Annotated in this window: 15 protein-coding genes; all 15 read right to left on the reverse strand. The window is 64.2% G+C overall.

The annotated features are described in order from the left end of the window. Positions 1–19 precede the first annotated feature (19 nt). On the reverse strand, positions 20–901 hold the full coding sequence (locus tag MFF62_RS02225) for an urease accessory protein UreD (protein WP_238259296.1): 882 nt from the start codon (positions 899–901) through the stop codon (positions 20–22). Between the two features lie 128 nt (positions 902–1029). After that, positions 1030–1722 (reverse strand): urea ABC transporter ATP-binding subunit UrtE, encoded by a 693-nt coding sequence (urtE, locus tag MFF62_RS02230; RefSeq protein WP_238259297.1) that lies wholly within the window; start codon positions 1720–1722, stop codon positions 1030–1032. A gap of 2 nt (positions 1723–1724) precedes the next feature. Further along, positions 1725–2573, reverse strand: coding sequence for an urea ABC transporter ATP-binding protein UrtD (gene urtD / locus MFF62_RS02235; RefSeq protein WP_238259298.1), 849 nt, complete (start codon positions 2571–2573; stop codon positions 1725–1727). Further along, positions 2570–3769 carry an urea ABC transporter permease subunit UrtC gene (gene urtC, locus MFF62_RS02240; RefSeq protein ID WP_238259299.1) on the reverse strand — a complete coding sequence of 400 codons (1200 nt, stop codon included), beginning with the start codon at positions 3767–3769 and terminating at the stop codon, positions 2570–2572. Before urtC ends, urtD begins: the two co-directional genes overlap by 4 nt. Before the next feature lies 1 nt (position 3770). Further along, complete coding sequence (urtB, locus tag MFF62_RS02245; protein ID WP_238259300.1) at positions 3771–5408, reverse strand: urea ABC transporter permease subunit UrtB; 1638 nt, start codon at positions 5406–5408, stop codon at positions 3771–3773. 112 nt (positions 5409–5520) lie between these two features. Next, positions 5521–6777, reverse strand: coding sequence for an urea ABC transporter substrate-binding protein (gene urtA, locus MFF62_RS02250; protein ID WP_238259301.1), 1257 nt, complete (start codon positions 6775–6777; stop codon positions 5521–5523). A gap of 514 nt (positions 6778–7291) precedes the next feature. Next, entirely contained in the window at positions 7292–7642 is a 351-nt protein-coding gene (cyoD, locus tag MFF62_RS02255) for a cytochrome o ubiquinol oxidase subunit IV (RefSeq protein WP_238259302.1), read from the reverse strand. Then, on the reverse strand, positions 7643–8287 hold the full coding sequence (cyoC, locus tag MFF62_RS02260) for a cytochrome o ubiquinol oxidase subunit III (RefSeq protein ID WP_238259303.1): 645 nt from the start codon (positions 8285–8287) through the stop codon (positions 7643–7645). Positions 8288–8292: 5 nt separating this feature from the next. Then, a complete protein-coding gene (gene cyoB / locus MFF62_RS02265; protein ID WP_238260110.1) occupies positions 8293–10266 on the reverse strand; it encodes a cytochrome o ubiquinol oxidase subunit I in 1974 nt (657 codons plus the stop codon). A gap of 8 nt (positions 10267–10274) precedes the next feature. Then, the gene (gene cyoA, locus MFF62_RS02270) at positions 10275–11243 is read right to left on the reverse strand and encodes a ubiquinol oxidase subunit II (RefSeq protein ID WP_238259304.1); all 969 of its coding nucleotides are present in this window, start codon (positions 11241–11243) and stop codon (positions 10275–10277) included. A 593-nt stretch (positions 11244–11836) separates the two neighbouring features. Then, on the reverse strand, positions 11837–12310 hold the full coding sequence (locus tag MFF62_RS02275; RefSeq protein WP_238259306.1) for a MaoC family dehydratase: 474 nt from the start codon (positions 12308–12310) through the stop codon (positions 11837–11839). Between the two features lie 143 nt (positions 12311–12453). Further along, a complete protein-coding gene (locus tag MFF62_RS02280) occupies positions 12454–12906 on the reverse strand; it encodes a MaoC family dehydratase (RefSeq protein WP_238259307.1) in 453 nt (150 codons plus the stop codon). A 64-nt stretch (positions 12907–12970) separates the two neighbouring features. Beyond that, complete coding sequence (locus MFF62_RS02285) at positions 12971–14089, reverse strand: acyl-CoA dehydrogenase family protein (protein WP_238259309.1); 1119 nt, start codon at positions 14087–14089, stop codon at positions 12971–12973. Between the two features lie 13 nt (positions 14090–14102). Beyond that, the gene (locus MFF62_RS02290; RefSeq protein ID WP_238259313.1) at positions 14103–15305 is read right to left on the reverse strand and encodes an acyl-CoA dehydrogenase family protein; all 1203 of its coding nucleotides are present in this window, start codon (positions 15303–15305) and stop codon (positions 14103–14105) included. 90 nt (positions 15306–15395) lie between these two features. Further along, on the reverse strand, positions 15396–15863 hold the full coding sequence (locus MFF62_RS02295) for a DUF1178 family protein (RefSeq protein ID WP_238259315.1): 468 nt from the start codon (positions 15861–15863) through the stop codon (positions 15396–15398). Positions 15864–16027: the final 164 nt, after the last annotated feature.

The following is a 16027-nucleotide window of genomic DNA, read 5'->3' on the forward strand; positions in this document are numbered from 1 at the left end:
TGGGTCCGTTCTTGGTTGTTCAGGTCGCCCACAGCCGCAACGGGCGGGCGGGCACGCCGTGGATCGGCATGCGCAAGGTATTCCAGCAATCGATCATCAGGTGCCGCACCGCTTCCATGTCGCGGCCCAGCACGCGCACCAGCAGCATCGGCTGTTCGGCCCGGGGCGCCTGGCCCGCCAGGCAGGTCACGCCGGCGCGCAGGTCAGGCCGGTACGGCAGTTGCTCGGCCAGCGCCTCGGCCAGTTCCTGCGTGGCGCCCTGCCCCACGGCCCACAGCGTGGCCAGGATGGGCAGGCCGTCCATGCCCGCCAGCGCGCCACGCAGCGGCGAGCCGGCATCGAAATGCGACTGCTCGATCCACAGCGCGCGATCCGGGGTGGCAATGCGTGTGTCCAGCCACAGCGAGCCGCTGCCCCAGTGCTCGCCCGACGCCAGCCGGCCCAGCACCACGGCATCCCAGCCGATGGCGCTGCCGCCGGGCGCCACCACCACGTCGGTGGCGATGCGCGCGCGGGCATCGTCGAACACGATGTTCTCCTGCGGCAGCCAGTCGAGCCGGGCACCAGCGGCCACGTCGATGCGCACCTGTTGCGCGGCCTCGCGGCCCTGCGACTTGTACCACTTGGTCGCGCCGGGCGTGGCCAGCACCGCGTGCGCGCCCGCTTCCACCGCAATGTCGATGTCGAGCACGTCGCCGCCAGCCACGCCGGCCGGCGGATGCAGCACCACGCCGTGGCAGATCGGGCCTTCCGGATAGAGCGGCTTCTGGACGCGCAACGGGCCTTCGTGGCGGCGCTCGACCATGGTAGCGCGGCCCGCGCGTTCGGCAAAGCGCAGGCGCAGTTTGGCGTGCCATGCGGCGGGCATGGCGAGCGATGAAGGGAAATCGGGATGACGCATGGATCGTGGATGGCGCGGGGGCGCGGCGATTGACCGATCAATTCAACCGATCATAGCGCGCCGCCGCCCGCACCGGAAGGTGAGGCGGCAGGCACTGCCACGAACGGCCTGCCTCGGCCTGTACCGGCTTACACCGCGATCAGTTCGCGTACACCGTCCTGTTCCATCGTCGCGCCCTCGCCCTTGGCCACAACCTCGCCGCGGCTCATCACCACGTAATGGTCGGCCAGGTGGCGCGCGAACTCGTAGTACTGCTCCACCAGCAGCACCGTCATGCCGAATTCGTCCACCAGCAGGCGCAGCGCGCGGCCGATGTCCTGGATGATCGACGGCTGGATGCCTTCGGTGGGCTCGTCCAGGATCAGCAACTGCGGCTCGCTCATCAGCGCGCGTCCGATGGCCAACTGTTGCTGCTGGCCGCCCGACAGGTCGCCGCCCCGGCGCTGGCGCATGGTGCGCAGCACGGGAAACAGTTCGTAGATGCGGTCCGGCACACCGGCAGGCTTGCCACGGCTGGCCGCGCCGATCAGCAGGTTTTCCTCGACGGTCAGGCGCGGAAAGATCTCGCGGCCCTGCGGCACGTAGGCCAGGCCCGCCGACACCCGCTCGTAAGGCGCCTTCTTCTCCAGCGCCTTGCCTTCCCAGCTCACACTGCCGCTGCGCGTGGGCACCACGCCCATCAGGCATTTGAGCAGCGTGCTCTTGCCCACGCCGTTGCGGCCCAGCAGCGTGGTCAGCTTGCCGTGCGGCACCTCGAACGACACGTTGCGCAGGATGTGGCTGCCGCCGTAGTACTGGTTCAGTGCATTGACCTGCAGCATCGTTATCTTCCCAGGTAGGATTCGATCACGCGTTCATCGCGCTTGACGGCATCGAGCGTGCCCTCGGCCAGCAGGCTGCCTTCGGCCAGCACCGTGACCTTGCCGGCGTCGCCCGCCAGCGCGGCCACGAACTCCATGTCGTGTTCCACGACCATCATCGAACAACTGCCGCGCAGGCTGTTGAGCAGCGCCGCCAGTTGCATGGTCTCTTCATCGGTCATGCCGGCCACGGGCTCGTCCAGCAGCAAGAGCTGCGGCTGCTGCATCAGCAGCATGCCGATTTCCAGCCGCTGCTTCTGGCCGTGCGAGAGCAGCCCGGCAGGCCGGTACGCTTCATCTTCAAGCCCGGTCAGCGCCAGCGTTTCCTCGATGCGACGATGGCCCTCGCCGGTCAGCCGCGCGCGTAGCGACGACCACCAGCGCTTGTCGGCCTTCATCGCCAGTTCCAGGTTTTCCCACACCGCGTGCTGCTCGAACACGGTGGGCTTCTGGAACTTGCGGCCGATGCCGGTCTGCGCGATCTTCGGCTCGGTCATGCGCATCAGGTCGATGGTCTGCCCCAGGAACACGCGCCCGGTGACGTTGGCATTGCGCGGGCCGGTCTTGCCGGTGATGACGTCCATCATCGTCGTCTTGCCGGCGCCGTTCGGACCGATCACGCAGCGCAGCTCGCCGTGGTCGATCGCCAGAGACAGCTTGTTCAGCGCGCGAAAGCCGTCGAACTGCACGGTCAGGTCCTCGATGTAGAGGATGGGACCGTGCGTGATGTCGATGACGCCTGGCTCGACGATGCGGCCCAGCCCGGTGGCATCGCCGCTTTCGGCCTGCTCCACTCCCAGTGCGGCGTTCATGCGTTGCTCCCTTGTTGCGGCGCGGCAACCGGCTCATCTGTAGCCGCCTCGATCTTCTCCGTCGTGGTGCGTTTGCCCAGCACCCGGCGCACCAGCCCCACCACGCCATCGGGCAGGTACAGCGTCACCAGCACGAACATCGCGCCCAGCAGGAACAACCAGTACTCGGCAAAGTAAGCCGTGAACATCGTCTTGGCGCCGTTCACCAGGAACGCGCCAACCACGGGGCCGATCAGCGTGCCACGCCCACCCACGGCCACCCAAACGGCCATCTCGATGGAATTGGCTGCCGACATCTCGCCCGGGTTGATGATGCCCACCTGCGGCACGTACAGTGCGCCGGCAATGCCGCACAGCACGGCCGAGAACGTCCAGACGAACAGCTTGTAGCCCAGCGGGTTGTAGCCCGAGAACATCACGCGCATCTCGGCATCGCGCACGGCAGTGACCACGCGGCCCAGCTTCGACGTGACGATATAGCGGCAGGCAACGAACCCTGCCACCAGCGCCAGGAAGGTCAGCACGAACAGCGCGGCGCGGGTCTGCGGCGCAGCGATGGCGAAGCCGGCGATGCGCTTGAAATCGGTGAAGCCGTTGTTGCCGCCAAAACCGGTTTCATTGCGGAAGAACAGCAGCATCGCGGCATAGGTCAGCGCCTGCGTGATGATCGACAGGTACACGCCCTTGATGCGCGAGCGGAACGCGAAGAAGCCGAACAGCCACGCCAGCACGCCCGGCACCAGTACCACCAGCAGAAGCGCGTACGGCAGATGCTCGGTGCCGTGCCAGAACCACGGCAGTTCCTTCCAGTCCAGGAACACCATGAAGTCCGGCAGGTCGCTCTTGTAGACGCCTTCGCGGCCAATCGAGCGCATCAGGTACATGCCCATCGCATAGCCGCCCAGCGCGAAGAACAGGCCATGGCCCAGGCTCAGGATGCCGCAGTAGCCCCACACCAGGTCCAGCGCGATGGCGGCCAGCGCAAAGCACATGATCTTGCCGACCAGCGTCAGTGCATACGCCGACAGGTGCAGCGGATGGTTCTCCGGCAACACCAGCGCGCACACCGGCACGCCAATCGCCACGACCACCGTCAGCGCCACCAGCAGCAGCCACACGGGGCGCGAGAACAGCGGCTGGCGCTCGGGTACCGACAGCGTGAACGCCTTGCGGGATGAAGAGGAAAAGCTGCTCATGTCAGGCCTCCGCGCTGCGCCCCTTGAGCGCGAAAAGTCCCTGCGGCCGCTTCTGGATAAACAGCACGATCAGCACCAGGACGAAGATCTTGGCCAGCACCGCGCCGTAGAACGGCTCGATGAACTTGTTGATGAGACCCAGGCCGAACGCGCCGACGATAGTGCCGGCCAACTGGCCCACCCCGCCGAGCACCACGACCATGAACGAGTCGATGATGTACGCCTGCCCCAGGTCGGGGCCGACATTGCCGATCTGCGACAGCGCGCAGCCGCCCAGGCCGGCGATGCCCGCACCGAACGCGAACGCGTAGCTGTCCACCTTCCAGGTACGCACGCCCACGCAGGCCGCCATGGTGCGGTTCTGGGTGGTGGCGCGCACGAACAGGCCCAGGCGCGTGCGGTTCAGCACGGCCCACGCCACGGCCACCACGGCCAGCGCGAACGCGATGATGACCACGCGGTTGTAGGGGATGACCAGCCCGGCCATCGCCTCGAAGCCGCCGCTCATCCACGCCGGATTGGCCACTTCCACGTTCTGCGCGCCGAAGATCGTGCGCACGCCCTGCTGCAGCAGCAGGCTGATACCGAACGTGGCCAGCAGCGTTTCCAGCGGACGGCCGTACAGGTGGCGCAGCACGATCCGCTCGATGGCAAAACCGACCAGACCGGCTGCCAGGAACGATGCCGGCAGCGCCGCCACCAGGTACAGCCCGAAGGCCTCGGGCGGTGCGTAGGCGCGGAACAGCGACTGCACCACGTAGGTGGCATAGGCGCCGATCATCAGGAATTCGCCGTGCGCCATGTTGATGACGCCGATCAGGCCGTACGTGATGGCCAGGCCCAGCGCGGCCAGCAGCAGCACGCTGCCCAGGCTCAGGCCGGCAAACACATTGCCCAGCAGTTCGGCGCGGCGTTGCTCGCTGCGCAGCTGGTCGATGGCCTTCTGGGCGGCCACGCGCACATCCTCGTCGGGTTCGCGGTACTTGCCGGCGTCGTCCTTTTCCATCAGCGGCATCAGCTTCTGGCGCGACTGCGGATTGCTGTCGCTGCCCAGGATGCGGATGGCTTCGAGCCGCGCATCGCGCGTGGCATCGGTGCCTTGCGCCAGCACCGTGTTGGCCCAGATCACGTCCAGCCGCGCCCGCAGGCCGGCGTCGGCCTCTGCCTTGCGCGCGGCTTCCACCGATTCGCGCGTGGCATTTTCGGGCTGGTCGAACAGCGTGTTGATGGCCTGCGTACGCACCGCGATGTCGGGCGACTGCAGCAGCAGGCTGCTGGCCGCGCTGTCGACGATGGTCCGCAGCGAATTGTTCAGCGTCAGCCCTTCCAGCTCGTCGCTCTTGACCGCGACGGGCTTGCCGCTGACGGCATCCAGATATTTGTCACCGTCCTGGCGCACCATGCCAACCGACGGCGCGTACTGCAACGCGTCGTCCTGCAGCGCCTTCAGGATCGGGCCGGCCTGTTCGGCGGGTGCCTGCGTGACCTTGGTCAGCGCGGCAGTCTTGGCATCGAAGTCGTCTTCGACCAGCGGCTTGAGGTCGGCCTGCGTGAGCGGCGTGGCGGCCCAGAGCGGGGCGGCGGCCAGCAGCAGCGCGGCAAGCATGGCGCGTAGCCATGATGGGATCGATCGGTGCATTCAGGAGTCTTGTTGAAGCGCGATGGTTCGCGTCTTGTGCTCTTGTTTCCGGAGGTTGCTCCCTCTCCCGCCAGGCGGGAGAGGGAGCGCATAGCCGCGGCTATCGGCCGGCTTAGTTGCCGACCTTGTCGGCCTTGCCTTCGTTACCCGCGATGAACGGGCTCCACGGCTGGGCGCGGATCGGCTTCTGCGTCTTCCAGACCACGTTGAACTGACCGTCGCCCTTCACTTCGCCGATCATCACCGGCTTGTACAGGTGGTGGTTGTCGCCCATGGTCAGCGTGAAGCCGTCCGGTGCCTTGAAGGTCTGGCCGTACATGGCGGCGCGTACCTTGTCCACGTCGGTGGTGCCGGCCTTCTTCACAGCCTGCGCCCACATGTGGATGCCCACGTAGGTGGCTTCCATCGGGTCGTTGGTCACGCGCTTGTCGCCGCCGGGCAGGTTGTTGGCCTTGACCCATGCCGCCCATTGCTTCTTGAACGCGTCGTTCTCGCCGTTCTTGACCGACATGAAGTAGTTCCAGGCGGCCAGGTGGCCCACCAGCGGCTTGGTGTCGATGCCGCGCAGTTCTTCTTCACCCACCGAGAACGCCACCACCGGCACGTCCTTGGCCTTCAGGCCGGCATTGCCCAGTTCCTTGTAGAACGGCACGTTCGAGTCGCCGTTGATCGTCGAGATCACGGCCGTCTTGCCACCCTGCGAGAACTTCTTGATGTTGGCGACGATGGTCTGGTAGTCGCTATGGCCAAACGGGGTGTAGACCTCTTCGATGTCCTTGTCGGCCACGCCCTTGCTCTTCAGGAACGCGCGCAGGATCTTGTTGGTGGTGCGGGGGTAGACGTAGTCGGTGCCCAGCAGGAAGTAGCGCTTGGCGCCGCCGCCTTCCTTGCTCATCAGGTATTCCACGGCGGGGATGGCCTGCTGGTTCGGCGCGGCACCCGTGTAGAACACGTTCTTCGACATTTCCTCGCCTTCGTACTGCACCGGGTAGAACAGCAGCGCGTTGGTCTCTTCATAGACCGGCAGCACCGACTTGCGCGACACCGACGTCCAGCAGCCGAACGTGACGGCAACCTTGTCCTTGGTGATCAGCTGGCGTGCCTTCTCGGCAAACAGCGGCCAGTTCGATGCGGGGTCCACCACCACGGGCTCAAGCTTGCGACCCAGTACGCCGCCGCTCTTGTTGATCTCGTCGATCGTCATCAGCGCCACGTCCTTGAGCGAAGTCTCGGAAATGGCCATGGTGCCCGACAGCGAATGCAGGATACCGATCTTGATCGGTTCCTTCGTCTGTGCCATCAGCGGGCTGGTACCGATCATCGCCGCGGCGGCCACCGCCGACAGCTTCAGCATGTCACGTCGTTTCATTGCAGCTCCCAGTTTGTCGTGTTTAGTAGGGACTACGCACCCCGGGTGATGCTTCTGCAACTAGCGTGCCATGGGGGCAGCCACCCGCAAACCGTTGCCAGGCATCGGGGACGTGACAAAACGCGAAGGAAAGGCAGGCGACGCACCAGGACGGTGCTCGCGGAAGGAAGGGGAAAATCGCGGCGCCTGCACCTCAATCGTGCAGCGATGCGTGCGCGGTGCATGGGGATGGCTGGACGGTGCGTCGCGCACCGGTTTTGCTCGCCTTGTTTTGGGTCCCCTCTTGTTTTCGCTCCCCTCTCCTGGTTTCTTGCTCCCCTCTCCCTCCGGGAGAGGGGTTGGGGGTGAGGGCCTGTGCGTGAATCGCGACACCTCGCAATTTGAACCGCTGCGCCCTCACCCCCGCCCCTCTCCCGCAACGCGGGAGAGGGGCGCAAACCAGGAGCAAAGCCGAAAGCCCAAAAAAAAACGGAGCCCGCAGGCTCCGTTCTTCGTCAGATGACAGCGACCAGGGTCACTTGCTCATCCACGGCATCATGTTGGCGTTCATGTTGTGCATGATCCAGAGCGAACCGGCCAGCACGATGAACAGGATCAGGATCGTGAACAGCAGGGCCATCACGTTCCACTTCTGGCCATCCGAACCGTCCAGGTGCAGGAAGTACTTCAGGTGCACGATGATCTGTACCACGGCCATGCCCAGGATGATCCAGAGCGTGGTGGCGCGGTCGATCGAGCCGTCCATCACGATCTTGAACGGGATCACGGTCAGGATCACCGCCAGCACGAAGCCGATCACATAGGACTTGACGCTGCTGTGGCCATGCGACGCGCCATGGGCGGCGCTTGCGTGTTGCTGTGCCATTTACATTGCTCCCATCAGGTAGACCACGGTGAACACACCGATCCAGACCACGTCCAGGAAGTGCCAGAACAGGCTGAGGCAGTTCAGGCGCTTGCTGACTGCCGGGGTCAGGCCCTTCTTCGACAGTTGCCACATCAGCACCAGCATCCACACCATGCCGCTGGCCACGTGCAGGCCGTGGGTACCCACGAGCGTGAAGAACGACGACAGGAATGCGCTGCGGCTCGGGCCGGCACCTTCGTGAATCAGGTGCGCGAACTCGTTGATTTCCATGGCCATGAAGCCTGCACCCAGCAGGAACGTCACGGCCAGCCAGAACATCACGCGGCCACGCTGCTGGTTCTGCATCGACACCATGGCAAAGCCGTAGGTGATGGACGAGAACAGCAGGATTGCCGTTTCCACGAGCACGTAGTTGAGCTCGAACAGCTCCTTGCCCGACGGGCCGCCAGCCACTTCGCCGCGCAGGACGGCGAATGCGGCGAACAGGCACGCGAACAAGATGCAGTCGCTCATCAGGTACAGCCAGAAACCGAAGATGGTGTTCTCGCTGGTGTCGTGATGGGCGTGGTCATGCGTCTCGTCGTGCGAGTGCGCATGCGCGGGGGCTTGCGCCCCAAAGCGGTCAAGAACTTCTGTCGACATCGTTATCAGCCCTGTGCAGCAACGCGCTGCTGGTAGCGGGTTTCGATCTGCTCGACCTCGGCGGCCGGCACGTAGTAGTCGATGTGGTCATCGTTGGCGCGGCGGATGAACGCCACCACCATGCCGACCAGGCCCACGGCGGCCAGCCACCAGATGTGCCAGACCAGCGCGAAGCCCAGTGCCAGGCTCCAGGCACCCATGTAGAAACCGGCGGCGGTGTTCTTCGGCATATGGATCTGCTCGAAGCCGTCGGTACGCATGGTTTCGCCACGGGCCTTCATGTCGGTGAACGCGTCCAGGTCACGCACCACCGGGGTGTGCGCGAAGTTGTAGAACGGCGGCGGCGACGACGTAGCCCATTCCAGCGTACGGCCACCCCACGGGTCGCCCGTCACGTCGGCCAGCTTCTTGCGGTCGCGGATCGACACGACGATCTGCAGCACCTGGAAGAAGATGCCCAGCGCCACGAACACCACGCCCACCACGGCCAGATGCAGCCAGGGCGTCCATTCCGGGTTGTTGGTGTGGTTCAGGCGACGGGTCATGCCCATCAGGCCCAGCACGTACAGCGGCATGAACGCGAAGTAGAAACCGACGATCCAGCACCAGAACGCGCACTTGCCCAGGCGTTCATTCAGCTTGAAGCCGAACGCCTTCGGCCACCAGTAGGTGATGCCGGCCAGGTAGCCGAACAGCACGCCGCCGATGATCACGTTGTGGAAGTGGGCGATCAGGAACAGGCTGTTGTGCAGCACGAAGTCTGCTGCCGGCACGGCCATCAGCACACCGGTCATGCCACCGATCACGAACGTGATCATGAAGCCCAGCGTCCACAGCACCGGCGACGTGAATTGCACGCGGCCACGGTACATCGTGAACAGCCAGTTGAAGATCTTCACGCCCGTCGGGATCGAGATGATCATCGTCGTGATGCCGAAGAACGCATTCACGTTGGCACCAGAGCCCATCGTGAAGAAGTGATGCAGCCACACGATGAACGACAGCACCATGATCGCGCTCGTTGCGTACACCATCGACTTGTAGCCGAACAGCTTCTTGCCCGAGAACGTGGCAATGATTTCCGAGAAGATACCGAACGCCGGCAGCACCAGGATGTAGACCTCGGGGTGGCCCCAGATCCAGATCAGGTTCACGTACATCATGGCGTTACCACCGCCATCGTTCGTGAAGAAGTGCATGTCGAAGTAGCGGTCCAGGCCCAGCAGTGCCAGCGACACCGTCAGCACCGGGAAGGCGGCCACGATCAGCACGTTCGTGCACAGCACGGTCCAGGTGAACACCGGCATGCGCATCAGGGTCATGCCCGGGGCGCGCATCTTCAGGATCGTCACCAGGAAGTTCACGCCGGTCAACAGCGTGCCCAGCCCTGATATCTGCAACGACCAGAGGTAGTAATCCACCCCCACGCCAGGGCTGTAGTCCAGGCCCGACAGCGGCGGATACGCCAGCCAGCCGGTACGCGCGAATTCACCAACGCCCAGCGACACGTTCACCAGCAGTGCGCCGGCCACGAACAGCCAGAAGCTCAGCGTGTTCAGGAACGGGAATGCCACGTCGCGTGCGCCGATCTGCAGCGGCACCACGAGGTTCATCAGACCCGTCATCAGCGGCATGGCCACGAAGAAGATCATGATCACGCCGTGCGCCGTGAACACCTGGTCATAGTGTTCGGGCGGCAGGAAGCCGGTGGAGCCATTGGTGGCCACGGCCAGTTGGGTACGCATCATGATGGCGTCGGCAAAGCCGCGCAGCAGCATGATCAGCGCCACCAGCGAATACATGATGCCGATGCGCTTGTGGTCAACCGAGGTAATCCACTCGGTCCACAGGTAACCCCACTTCTTGAAGTACGAGATCGCACCAAGCAGCGCCAGCCCGCCAAGGGCGACTGCCGTCAGTGTGACCATGATGATCGGCTCATGAAACGGAATCGCCGACAAACTCAATTTGCCAAACATCATTGCTCCTAGATTTGCGCGCCCACGGCCGGCTTGGCCGGCGTGGCCATGGATACACGCTCTTCGCCGAGCGTATTACGCGACGTGCAGACCGGGCCGCCATCGAAACCCTCGCGGGCCATGGCGCGGCCGTCGTGGCCCATGTATTGGTGCAGGACACCCGTGAACAGTCCGTCTTCAACCTTGCCGAAGTACGTCACCGGATCTGCCTCGCTCGGCTTCGCCAGGACCTTGTAGTCCTCCGAGGCCAGTTGCTTGCTGGACGCGCGCACCTGTTCCACCCACTTGTCGAACTCGAAGTTCGTCATGGCGATGGTCTTGAACTTCATGCCCGAGAAGCCGCCGCCGCTGTAGTTGGCGGACATGCCGTCATACGTGCCGGCTTCGTTGGCGATGAGGTGCAGCTTGGTCTCCATCCCGGCCATGGCGTACACCTGGCTGCCCAGTTGGGGGATGAAGAACGAATTCATGATCGAATCCGACGTGATCTTGAAATTCACCGGGGTGTTCACCGGCAGCGCGAGCTGGTTGACCGTCGCGATCTTCAGTTCCGGATAGATGAACAGCCACTTCCAGTTCATCGCCACGGCTTCGACCTGCACCGGCTTGACGTTCGATTCCAGCGGCTTGTAGGGGTCGAGATCGTGCGACGACTTCCAGGTGATGATGCCCAGCGCGATGATGATCAGGCAGGGAATCAGCCAGACCACCACTTCGATCTTGGTCGAGTGCGACCAGTCGGGGTCGTAGGTGGCAGCCTTGTTGCTGGCGCGGTATTTCCACGCGAACACGACGATCAGTACGATCACTGGTACCACGACCAGCAGCATCAGCCAGGTGGCGATCAGGATGATGCCCTTGATATCCACGCCGACCTGCCCTTTCGGGTTCATCAGCGCAAAGTCGCAGCCGGCCAGCAGGAGCAGGCCAAGGCAAGGCAGGTACCGCGTCAGGCGCGGCATTGTTGGTGTCTTCATGTCACGACGGTCTGGTTGCGCCACGCCTGTGCACAAGCGTGGCACCGCCGCCTGCTGCACGGGGCAACGGGCTGGCTGGGCTGGGAAAAACCGGGGACGTGTCCAAAGCTGGCGCGTGCTTTGATGGGGCGAGCAAGCGCCGGCGGACCATGCGGCCGGGCAACGCCGTGAGCGCGGCTGGACAGCAACTGAACGACTGCGTGCGCGAATCGCCTGAGGCGGAAAGCGTGCGCTGAGGTAACCGACTGCCTGAACTGCGATCGGTCCCGGTTCGGAGCAGCCACCGGGACGAGCGTTGTGTCACGATGCCCACGCGATTTCCGCCTGCTTTTGACCACCTCGCCAGCGCAGCAAGAACGGTCTCCGAGCGGATATCGCATTACTTAAAACATCGTGGGCGCGAATGTACCGCAACGCAACATTGCGGGTAAACCCAAACGGAACAGAAACACTGTTCTTTTAATCGGACAATGTTTTTGATGTCGCGCAAAGGAAACAGATCACGCCGTGAACATATCTGCCGATGCGATTCTTCTGGACAAAGCAAAGGGGCCGCGTTCTCGCGGCCCCTCTTTCTCACGCTACGCGCGCGGCTACGAGTAGCGGCGGCTGATCGATTCCGCCACGCAGACCGGACGGTCGCTGCCCTCGCGCTCGATCGTGACTTCCCAGGTCGATTGCGCACCGGTCAGTCCGTTCGGCAGCGGATCAAGCCGCTCCACCTTCAGCAGCTTCACGCGGGCGCGCAGCCGGCTGCCGACCGGCACCGGCGAGGTGAATCGCACGCGGTTCAGGCCGTAGTTGACGCCCATCTTCACGCCTTCCATATGGATGGCCTCGTGCATGAACTTCGGCAACAGCGACAGCGTCAGGAATCCGTGCGCGATCGGGGCGCCGAACGGCGATTCCCGCTTGGCGCGCTCCACGTCGACGTGGATCCACTGATGATCGCCAGTCGCCTCGGCAAACTGGTTGACCTGCTGCTGCGTGATCTCGGACCAGTCGCTGACGGCAACTTCCTGCCCCTGGAGGGACTCCAGTTCTTCCAGCGATGCGATGGTGCGCATAGGGCTTGTCTCCTTTGCTTTATTGGCGAGGGGTGTTCTTGACTTGCTTCCCTCTCCCGCGCGGTGGGAGAGGTTTTTTTCTTGCGCCCCTCTCCCGCAAGGCGGGAGAGGGGCGAAATTCAACAAAACATTTGGCCAGACAACTACGCCGGCCGCCGCTTGTACATGCCCATGCCCTTGACCGTGCAGACCACTTCGCCCTTCTGGTTCGTGCCCACCCATTGCGTCAGCACCACGCCGCGGTCGGGCTTGGACGTGGACGGGCGGGTTTCCAGGATCTTCAGCACGGCGGTCAGCGTGTCGCCTGCGTAGACCGGCTTGATCCAGCGCACCTCGTCCACGCCCGGCGAACCCATGCTGGTCGAGCGGTCGCCCATTGACTGTACCAGCAGCCGCATCATGATGCCGCAGGTCATCCAGCCGCTGGAGATCAGTCCGCCGTAGATGCTGGTCTCAGCCGCCGCCTTGTCGATATGGAACGGCTGCGGGTCGTACTGGCGCGCAAACGCCAGGATTTCCTCTTCGGTGACGTGGTAGCTGCCCAGCGGAATCTCGCTGCCGACCACATAGTCTTCGAAATACATCTTGTTGGACATCGGGGGCTCCAAAGCAAAAAACCGCGCTCGGGGTCACCGGCGCGGTTCAGGTCAGACTTGATCGTCAGGCGGCTTCCTGGAAGCCCGGCTGGCTGGCGAAACGGCCCAGGTGATGGTCCACGTCGCCGAACGTCGTGTTGATCAGCGTCAGCCGCTTGAACATGTGCGCGGCCGGCAGTTCGTCGGTCACACCCATGCCGCCGTGGATCTGCACGGCCTCCTGGCCCACCGAGCGGGCTGCCTGGCCCACGCGCGCCTTGGCGGCCGACACGTAGCGGCGACGCTCTTCCGGCGACGCTTCCTCGAAGCGCGCTGCGGCCAGCAGCGTGATCGAACGCGACTGCTCGGCGTGGATGAACATCTCGACCATGCGATGCTGCAGCGCCTGGAAGCGCGCGATGGGCACGCCGAACTGCTGGCGCGTCTTCGCGTACTCGAGCGTGGCGGCGTTCAGCGTGTCCATCACGCCCACGGCCTCGGCGCACAGCAGCACGGCGGCGTAGTCAGCCGTGGCTTCCACCACGTCGAAACCCTTGCCTTCGGTGCCCAGCAGCGTGGCCGGTGCGTCGGCAAACGTCACGTCGGCGGCGCGCAGGTTGTCGATCGTGCGGTAGTCCTTGACGGTAACGCCAGCGCCGTTCGTGTCGACCACAAACAGCGAGATGCCGTCACGGTCCGACTGGCCGCTGCTGGTGCGCGCCGACACCACGAGCTTGTCAGCCTGGGCGCCGTGGATCACCACCACCTTGCGGCCGTTGAGCTTGCCGCCCTTGGCCGTCACGGTCACGTTGTTCAGTTCATAGCGAGCCTGCGGCTCGTTGAACGCCGTGGCCAGCTTCACTTCGCCGCCAGCCACCTGCTCCAGCAGCGCTTCCTGGCCACCGGCCACCTTCAGTGCATGCGCGGCCACCACGGTGGCGAAGTACGGTTCCACGACCAGGCCGCGGCCCAGTTGCTCCTGCACCACCATCATGTCGACGGCCGTGCCCGAGAAGCCGCCCTGCGCTTCCGGCACCGGCAGCGCGGTCAGGCCCAGCTCCACCAGGGCGCCCCAGGCTTGCGCGCCGTAGCCGGCATCGGTCTTGATGTTCTTCTTGCGCGACTCGAAGTCGTAGCTCTTTTCGACAAAGCGACGGATCGCGTCGGCCAATTGTTTCTGTTCGTCGCCGAGATTGAAGTTCATGTTGCGTGTCTCCTCACAGCCCCAGAATCATCTGGCTGATGATGTTCTTCTGAATTTCGTTGGAACCACCGTAGATCGACGTCTTGCGGTAGTTGAAGTAGAACGCGGCCAGCGGCGCGGCGTCGTCGTAGCCGGTCACGGCGTGCTCGGTCTCGCACTCGAGGTACGGCGTGTCGAACGGCTGGGCGTACGGGCCCACGGCCTCCACCATCAGTTCGGTCAGCAGCTGCTGGATCTCGGTGCCCTTGATCTTGAGCATCGATGCCTCCGGGCCGGGGCCCTTGCCAGCCGCCTCGCTCGACACCACGCGCAGCACGGTGATCTCGAGTGCCATCAGTTCGATTTCCAGTGCGGCCACCTTGGCGCCGAACACCGGATCTTCCAGCAGCGGCTTGCCGTTCTTCTGCTGCTGGCGCGCCACGCGCTTCAGGAAGCCCAGTTCGCGCTTGGACGCGCCCACGCGGGCAATGCCGGTACGCTCGTGGCCGAGCAGGTACTTGGCGTACGTCCAGCCGCGGTTTTCCTCGCCCACGCGGTTTTCCACCGGCACCTGCACGTTGTCGAAGAAGACTTCGTTCACTTCATGCTCTTCGTCGAGCATGATGATCGGGCGCACGGTGATACCCGGCGTCTTCATGTCGATCAGCAGGAACGAGATGCCTTCCTGCTTCTTGGCTTCCGGATCGGTACGGACCAGGCAGAAGATCATGTCGGCATGCTGGCCCAGCGTGGTCCAGGTCTTCTGGCCGTTCACGATGTAGTGCTTGCCGTCCGACGTCAGTTCGGCGCGGGTCTTCAGCGACGCGAGGTCCGAACCCGAACCCGGCTCCGAATAGCCCTGACACCACCAATCGGTGCAATCGAGGATACGCGGCAGGTAGTACGACTTCTGCTCGGCATTGCCGTACTTCATGATCACGGGGGCAACCATCGCCACGCCGAACGGCAGCACGCCGGGCGCGCCGACGCGGGCATTTTCCTCGTCCCAGATATGGCGTTGCGTGGCGTTCCAGCCCGTGCCGCCGAACTCGACCGGCCAGTGCGGGGCCGACCAGCCCTTGCCGGCCAGCGTCTTGTGCCAGCGCACCAGGTCGTCGCGGTTGGGGCGGCGGTGGTTGAGAACCTTTTCGCGGATTTCCGCCGGCAGGTTGGCTTCGAGCCAGCTGCGCACTTCCTGACGGAAGGCGTCGTCGGCCGCCGAGTAGTTGAGATCCATGCCCGTCTCCAGTGGTGGTGCCGGCGGGCGCCGGCCGATTGTTTTACCTGCGCATCGCTGCGCTGGTAAAACCGGGCACAGGATGCTTGTTCAGTGGGCCGTCTGCTTCAAAGCGTCCGGCACGATGAGCGGAAAGGTGTCGATGCCCTCGTCGGCCAGCGCCTGCACGTCCTCGGCGGTGGCCGAACCGCGGATACCGCGTTCGGGCGCCTCCTCGTAATGCATGCGCCGTGCTTCCTCGACGAAGCGCTCGCCCACGTCCTCGGTCTGTGCCAGCACCTGCCGCACGGCCTTCAGGTAGTGCGCCTGCAGCGCCTGCATCATCTGCTGCGCTTCGGCGTTACCTGGTTCGCCATCGCGGCGCTGCGTCGGCGCCGGCTTTGCGGTGGCGCCTGAAAGATTCAGGCGCGGCGCGCTGGGCAGGCGGCTGACCGCATGGTCGCCACAAACCGGACATTGGACGAGATCGCGTGAAATCTGCGACTGCGCATCTTCCTCCGAAGCAAACCAGCCCTCGAAACGATGGTCATGCGCACAGCGCAGGTCGAGCACCTTCATGATCTTTCCAGCCCGTCGGGCAATGTTAGCCGTGAATCGAAATTTTGTGAACGGTCGTGCTAATTTTTTTCGGACCGTTTTTCGCCTGGCAGGATACGTGCGAAACACAATTCCCATGCCGGCGGCGCCAAGCCCCGTCAAACCGAGGGAAAACCCCGCCCCGA

Origin of the sequence: Cupriavidus pauculus, assembly GCF_022179805.1 — a bacterium.
Taxonomy (GTDB): Bacteria; Pseudomonadota; Gammaproteobacteria; order Burkholderiales; family Burkholderiaceae; genus Cupriavidus; species Cupriavidus pauculus_E.

Coding starts and splice junctions, on each gene's coding strand:
- MFF62_RS02225 (WP_238259296.1), bottom strand. CDS start 901: ATGCGTCATCCCGATTTCCCTTCATCGCTCGCCATGCCCGCCGCATGG.
- MFF62_RS02280 (WP_238259307.1), bottom strand. CDS start 12,906: ATGTCCAACAAGATGTATTTCGAAGACTATGTGGTCGGCAGCGAGATT.
- cyoA (WP_238259304.1), bottom strand. CDS start 11,243: ATGAAGACACCAACAATGCCGCGCCTGACGCGGTACCTGCCTTGCCTT.
- MFF62_RS02275 (WP_238259306.1), bottom strand. CDS start 12,310: ATGCGCACCATCGCATCGCTGGAAGAACTGGAGTCCCTCCAGGGGCAG.
- cyoC (WP_238259303.1), bottom strand. CDS start 8,287: ATGTCGACAGAAGTTCTTGACCGCTTTGGGGCGCAAGCCCCCGCGCAT.
- MFF62_RS02290 (WP_238259313.1), bottom strand. CDS start 15,305: ATGGATCTCAACTACTCGGCGGCCGACGACGCCTTCCGTCAGGAAGTG.
- urtA (WP_238259301.1), bottom strand. CDS start 6,777: ATGAAACGACGTGACATGCTGAAGCTGTCGGCGGTGGCCGCCGCGGCG.
- cyoD (WP_238259302.1), bottom strand. CDS start 7,642: ATGGCACAGCAACACGCAAGCGCCGCCCATGGCGCGTCGCATGGCCAC.
- MFF62_RS02295 (WP_238259315.1), bottom strand. CDS start 15,863: ATGAAGGTGCTCGACCTGCGCTGTGCGCATGACCATCGTTTCGAGGGC.
- cyoB (WP_238260110.1), bottom strand. CDS start 10,266: ATGTTTGGCAAATTGAGTTTGTCGGCGATTCCGTTTCATGAGCCGATC.
- MFF62_RS02285 (WP_238259309.1), bottom strand. CDS start 14,089: ATGAACTTCAATCTCGGCGACGAACAGAAACAATTGGCCGACGCGATC.
- urtE (WP_238259297.1), bottom strand. CDS start 1,722: ATGCTGCAGGTCAATGCACTGAACCAGTACTACGGCGGCAGCCACATC.
- urtD (WP_238259298.1), bottom strand. CDS start 2,573: ATGAACGCCGCACTGGGAGTGGAGCAGGCCGAAAGCGGCGATGCCACC.
- urtB (WP_238259300.1), bottom strand. CDS start 5,408: ATGCACCGATCGATCCCATCATGGCTACGCGCCATGCTTGCCGCGCTG.
- urtC (WP_238259299.1), bottom strand. CDS start 3,769: ATGAGCAGCTTTTCCTCTTCATCCCGCAAGGCGTTCACGCTGTCGGTA.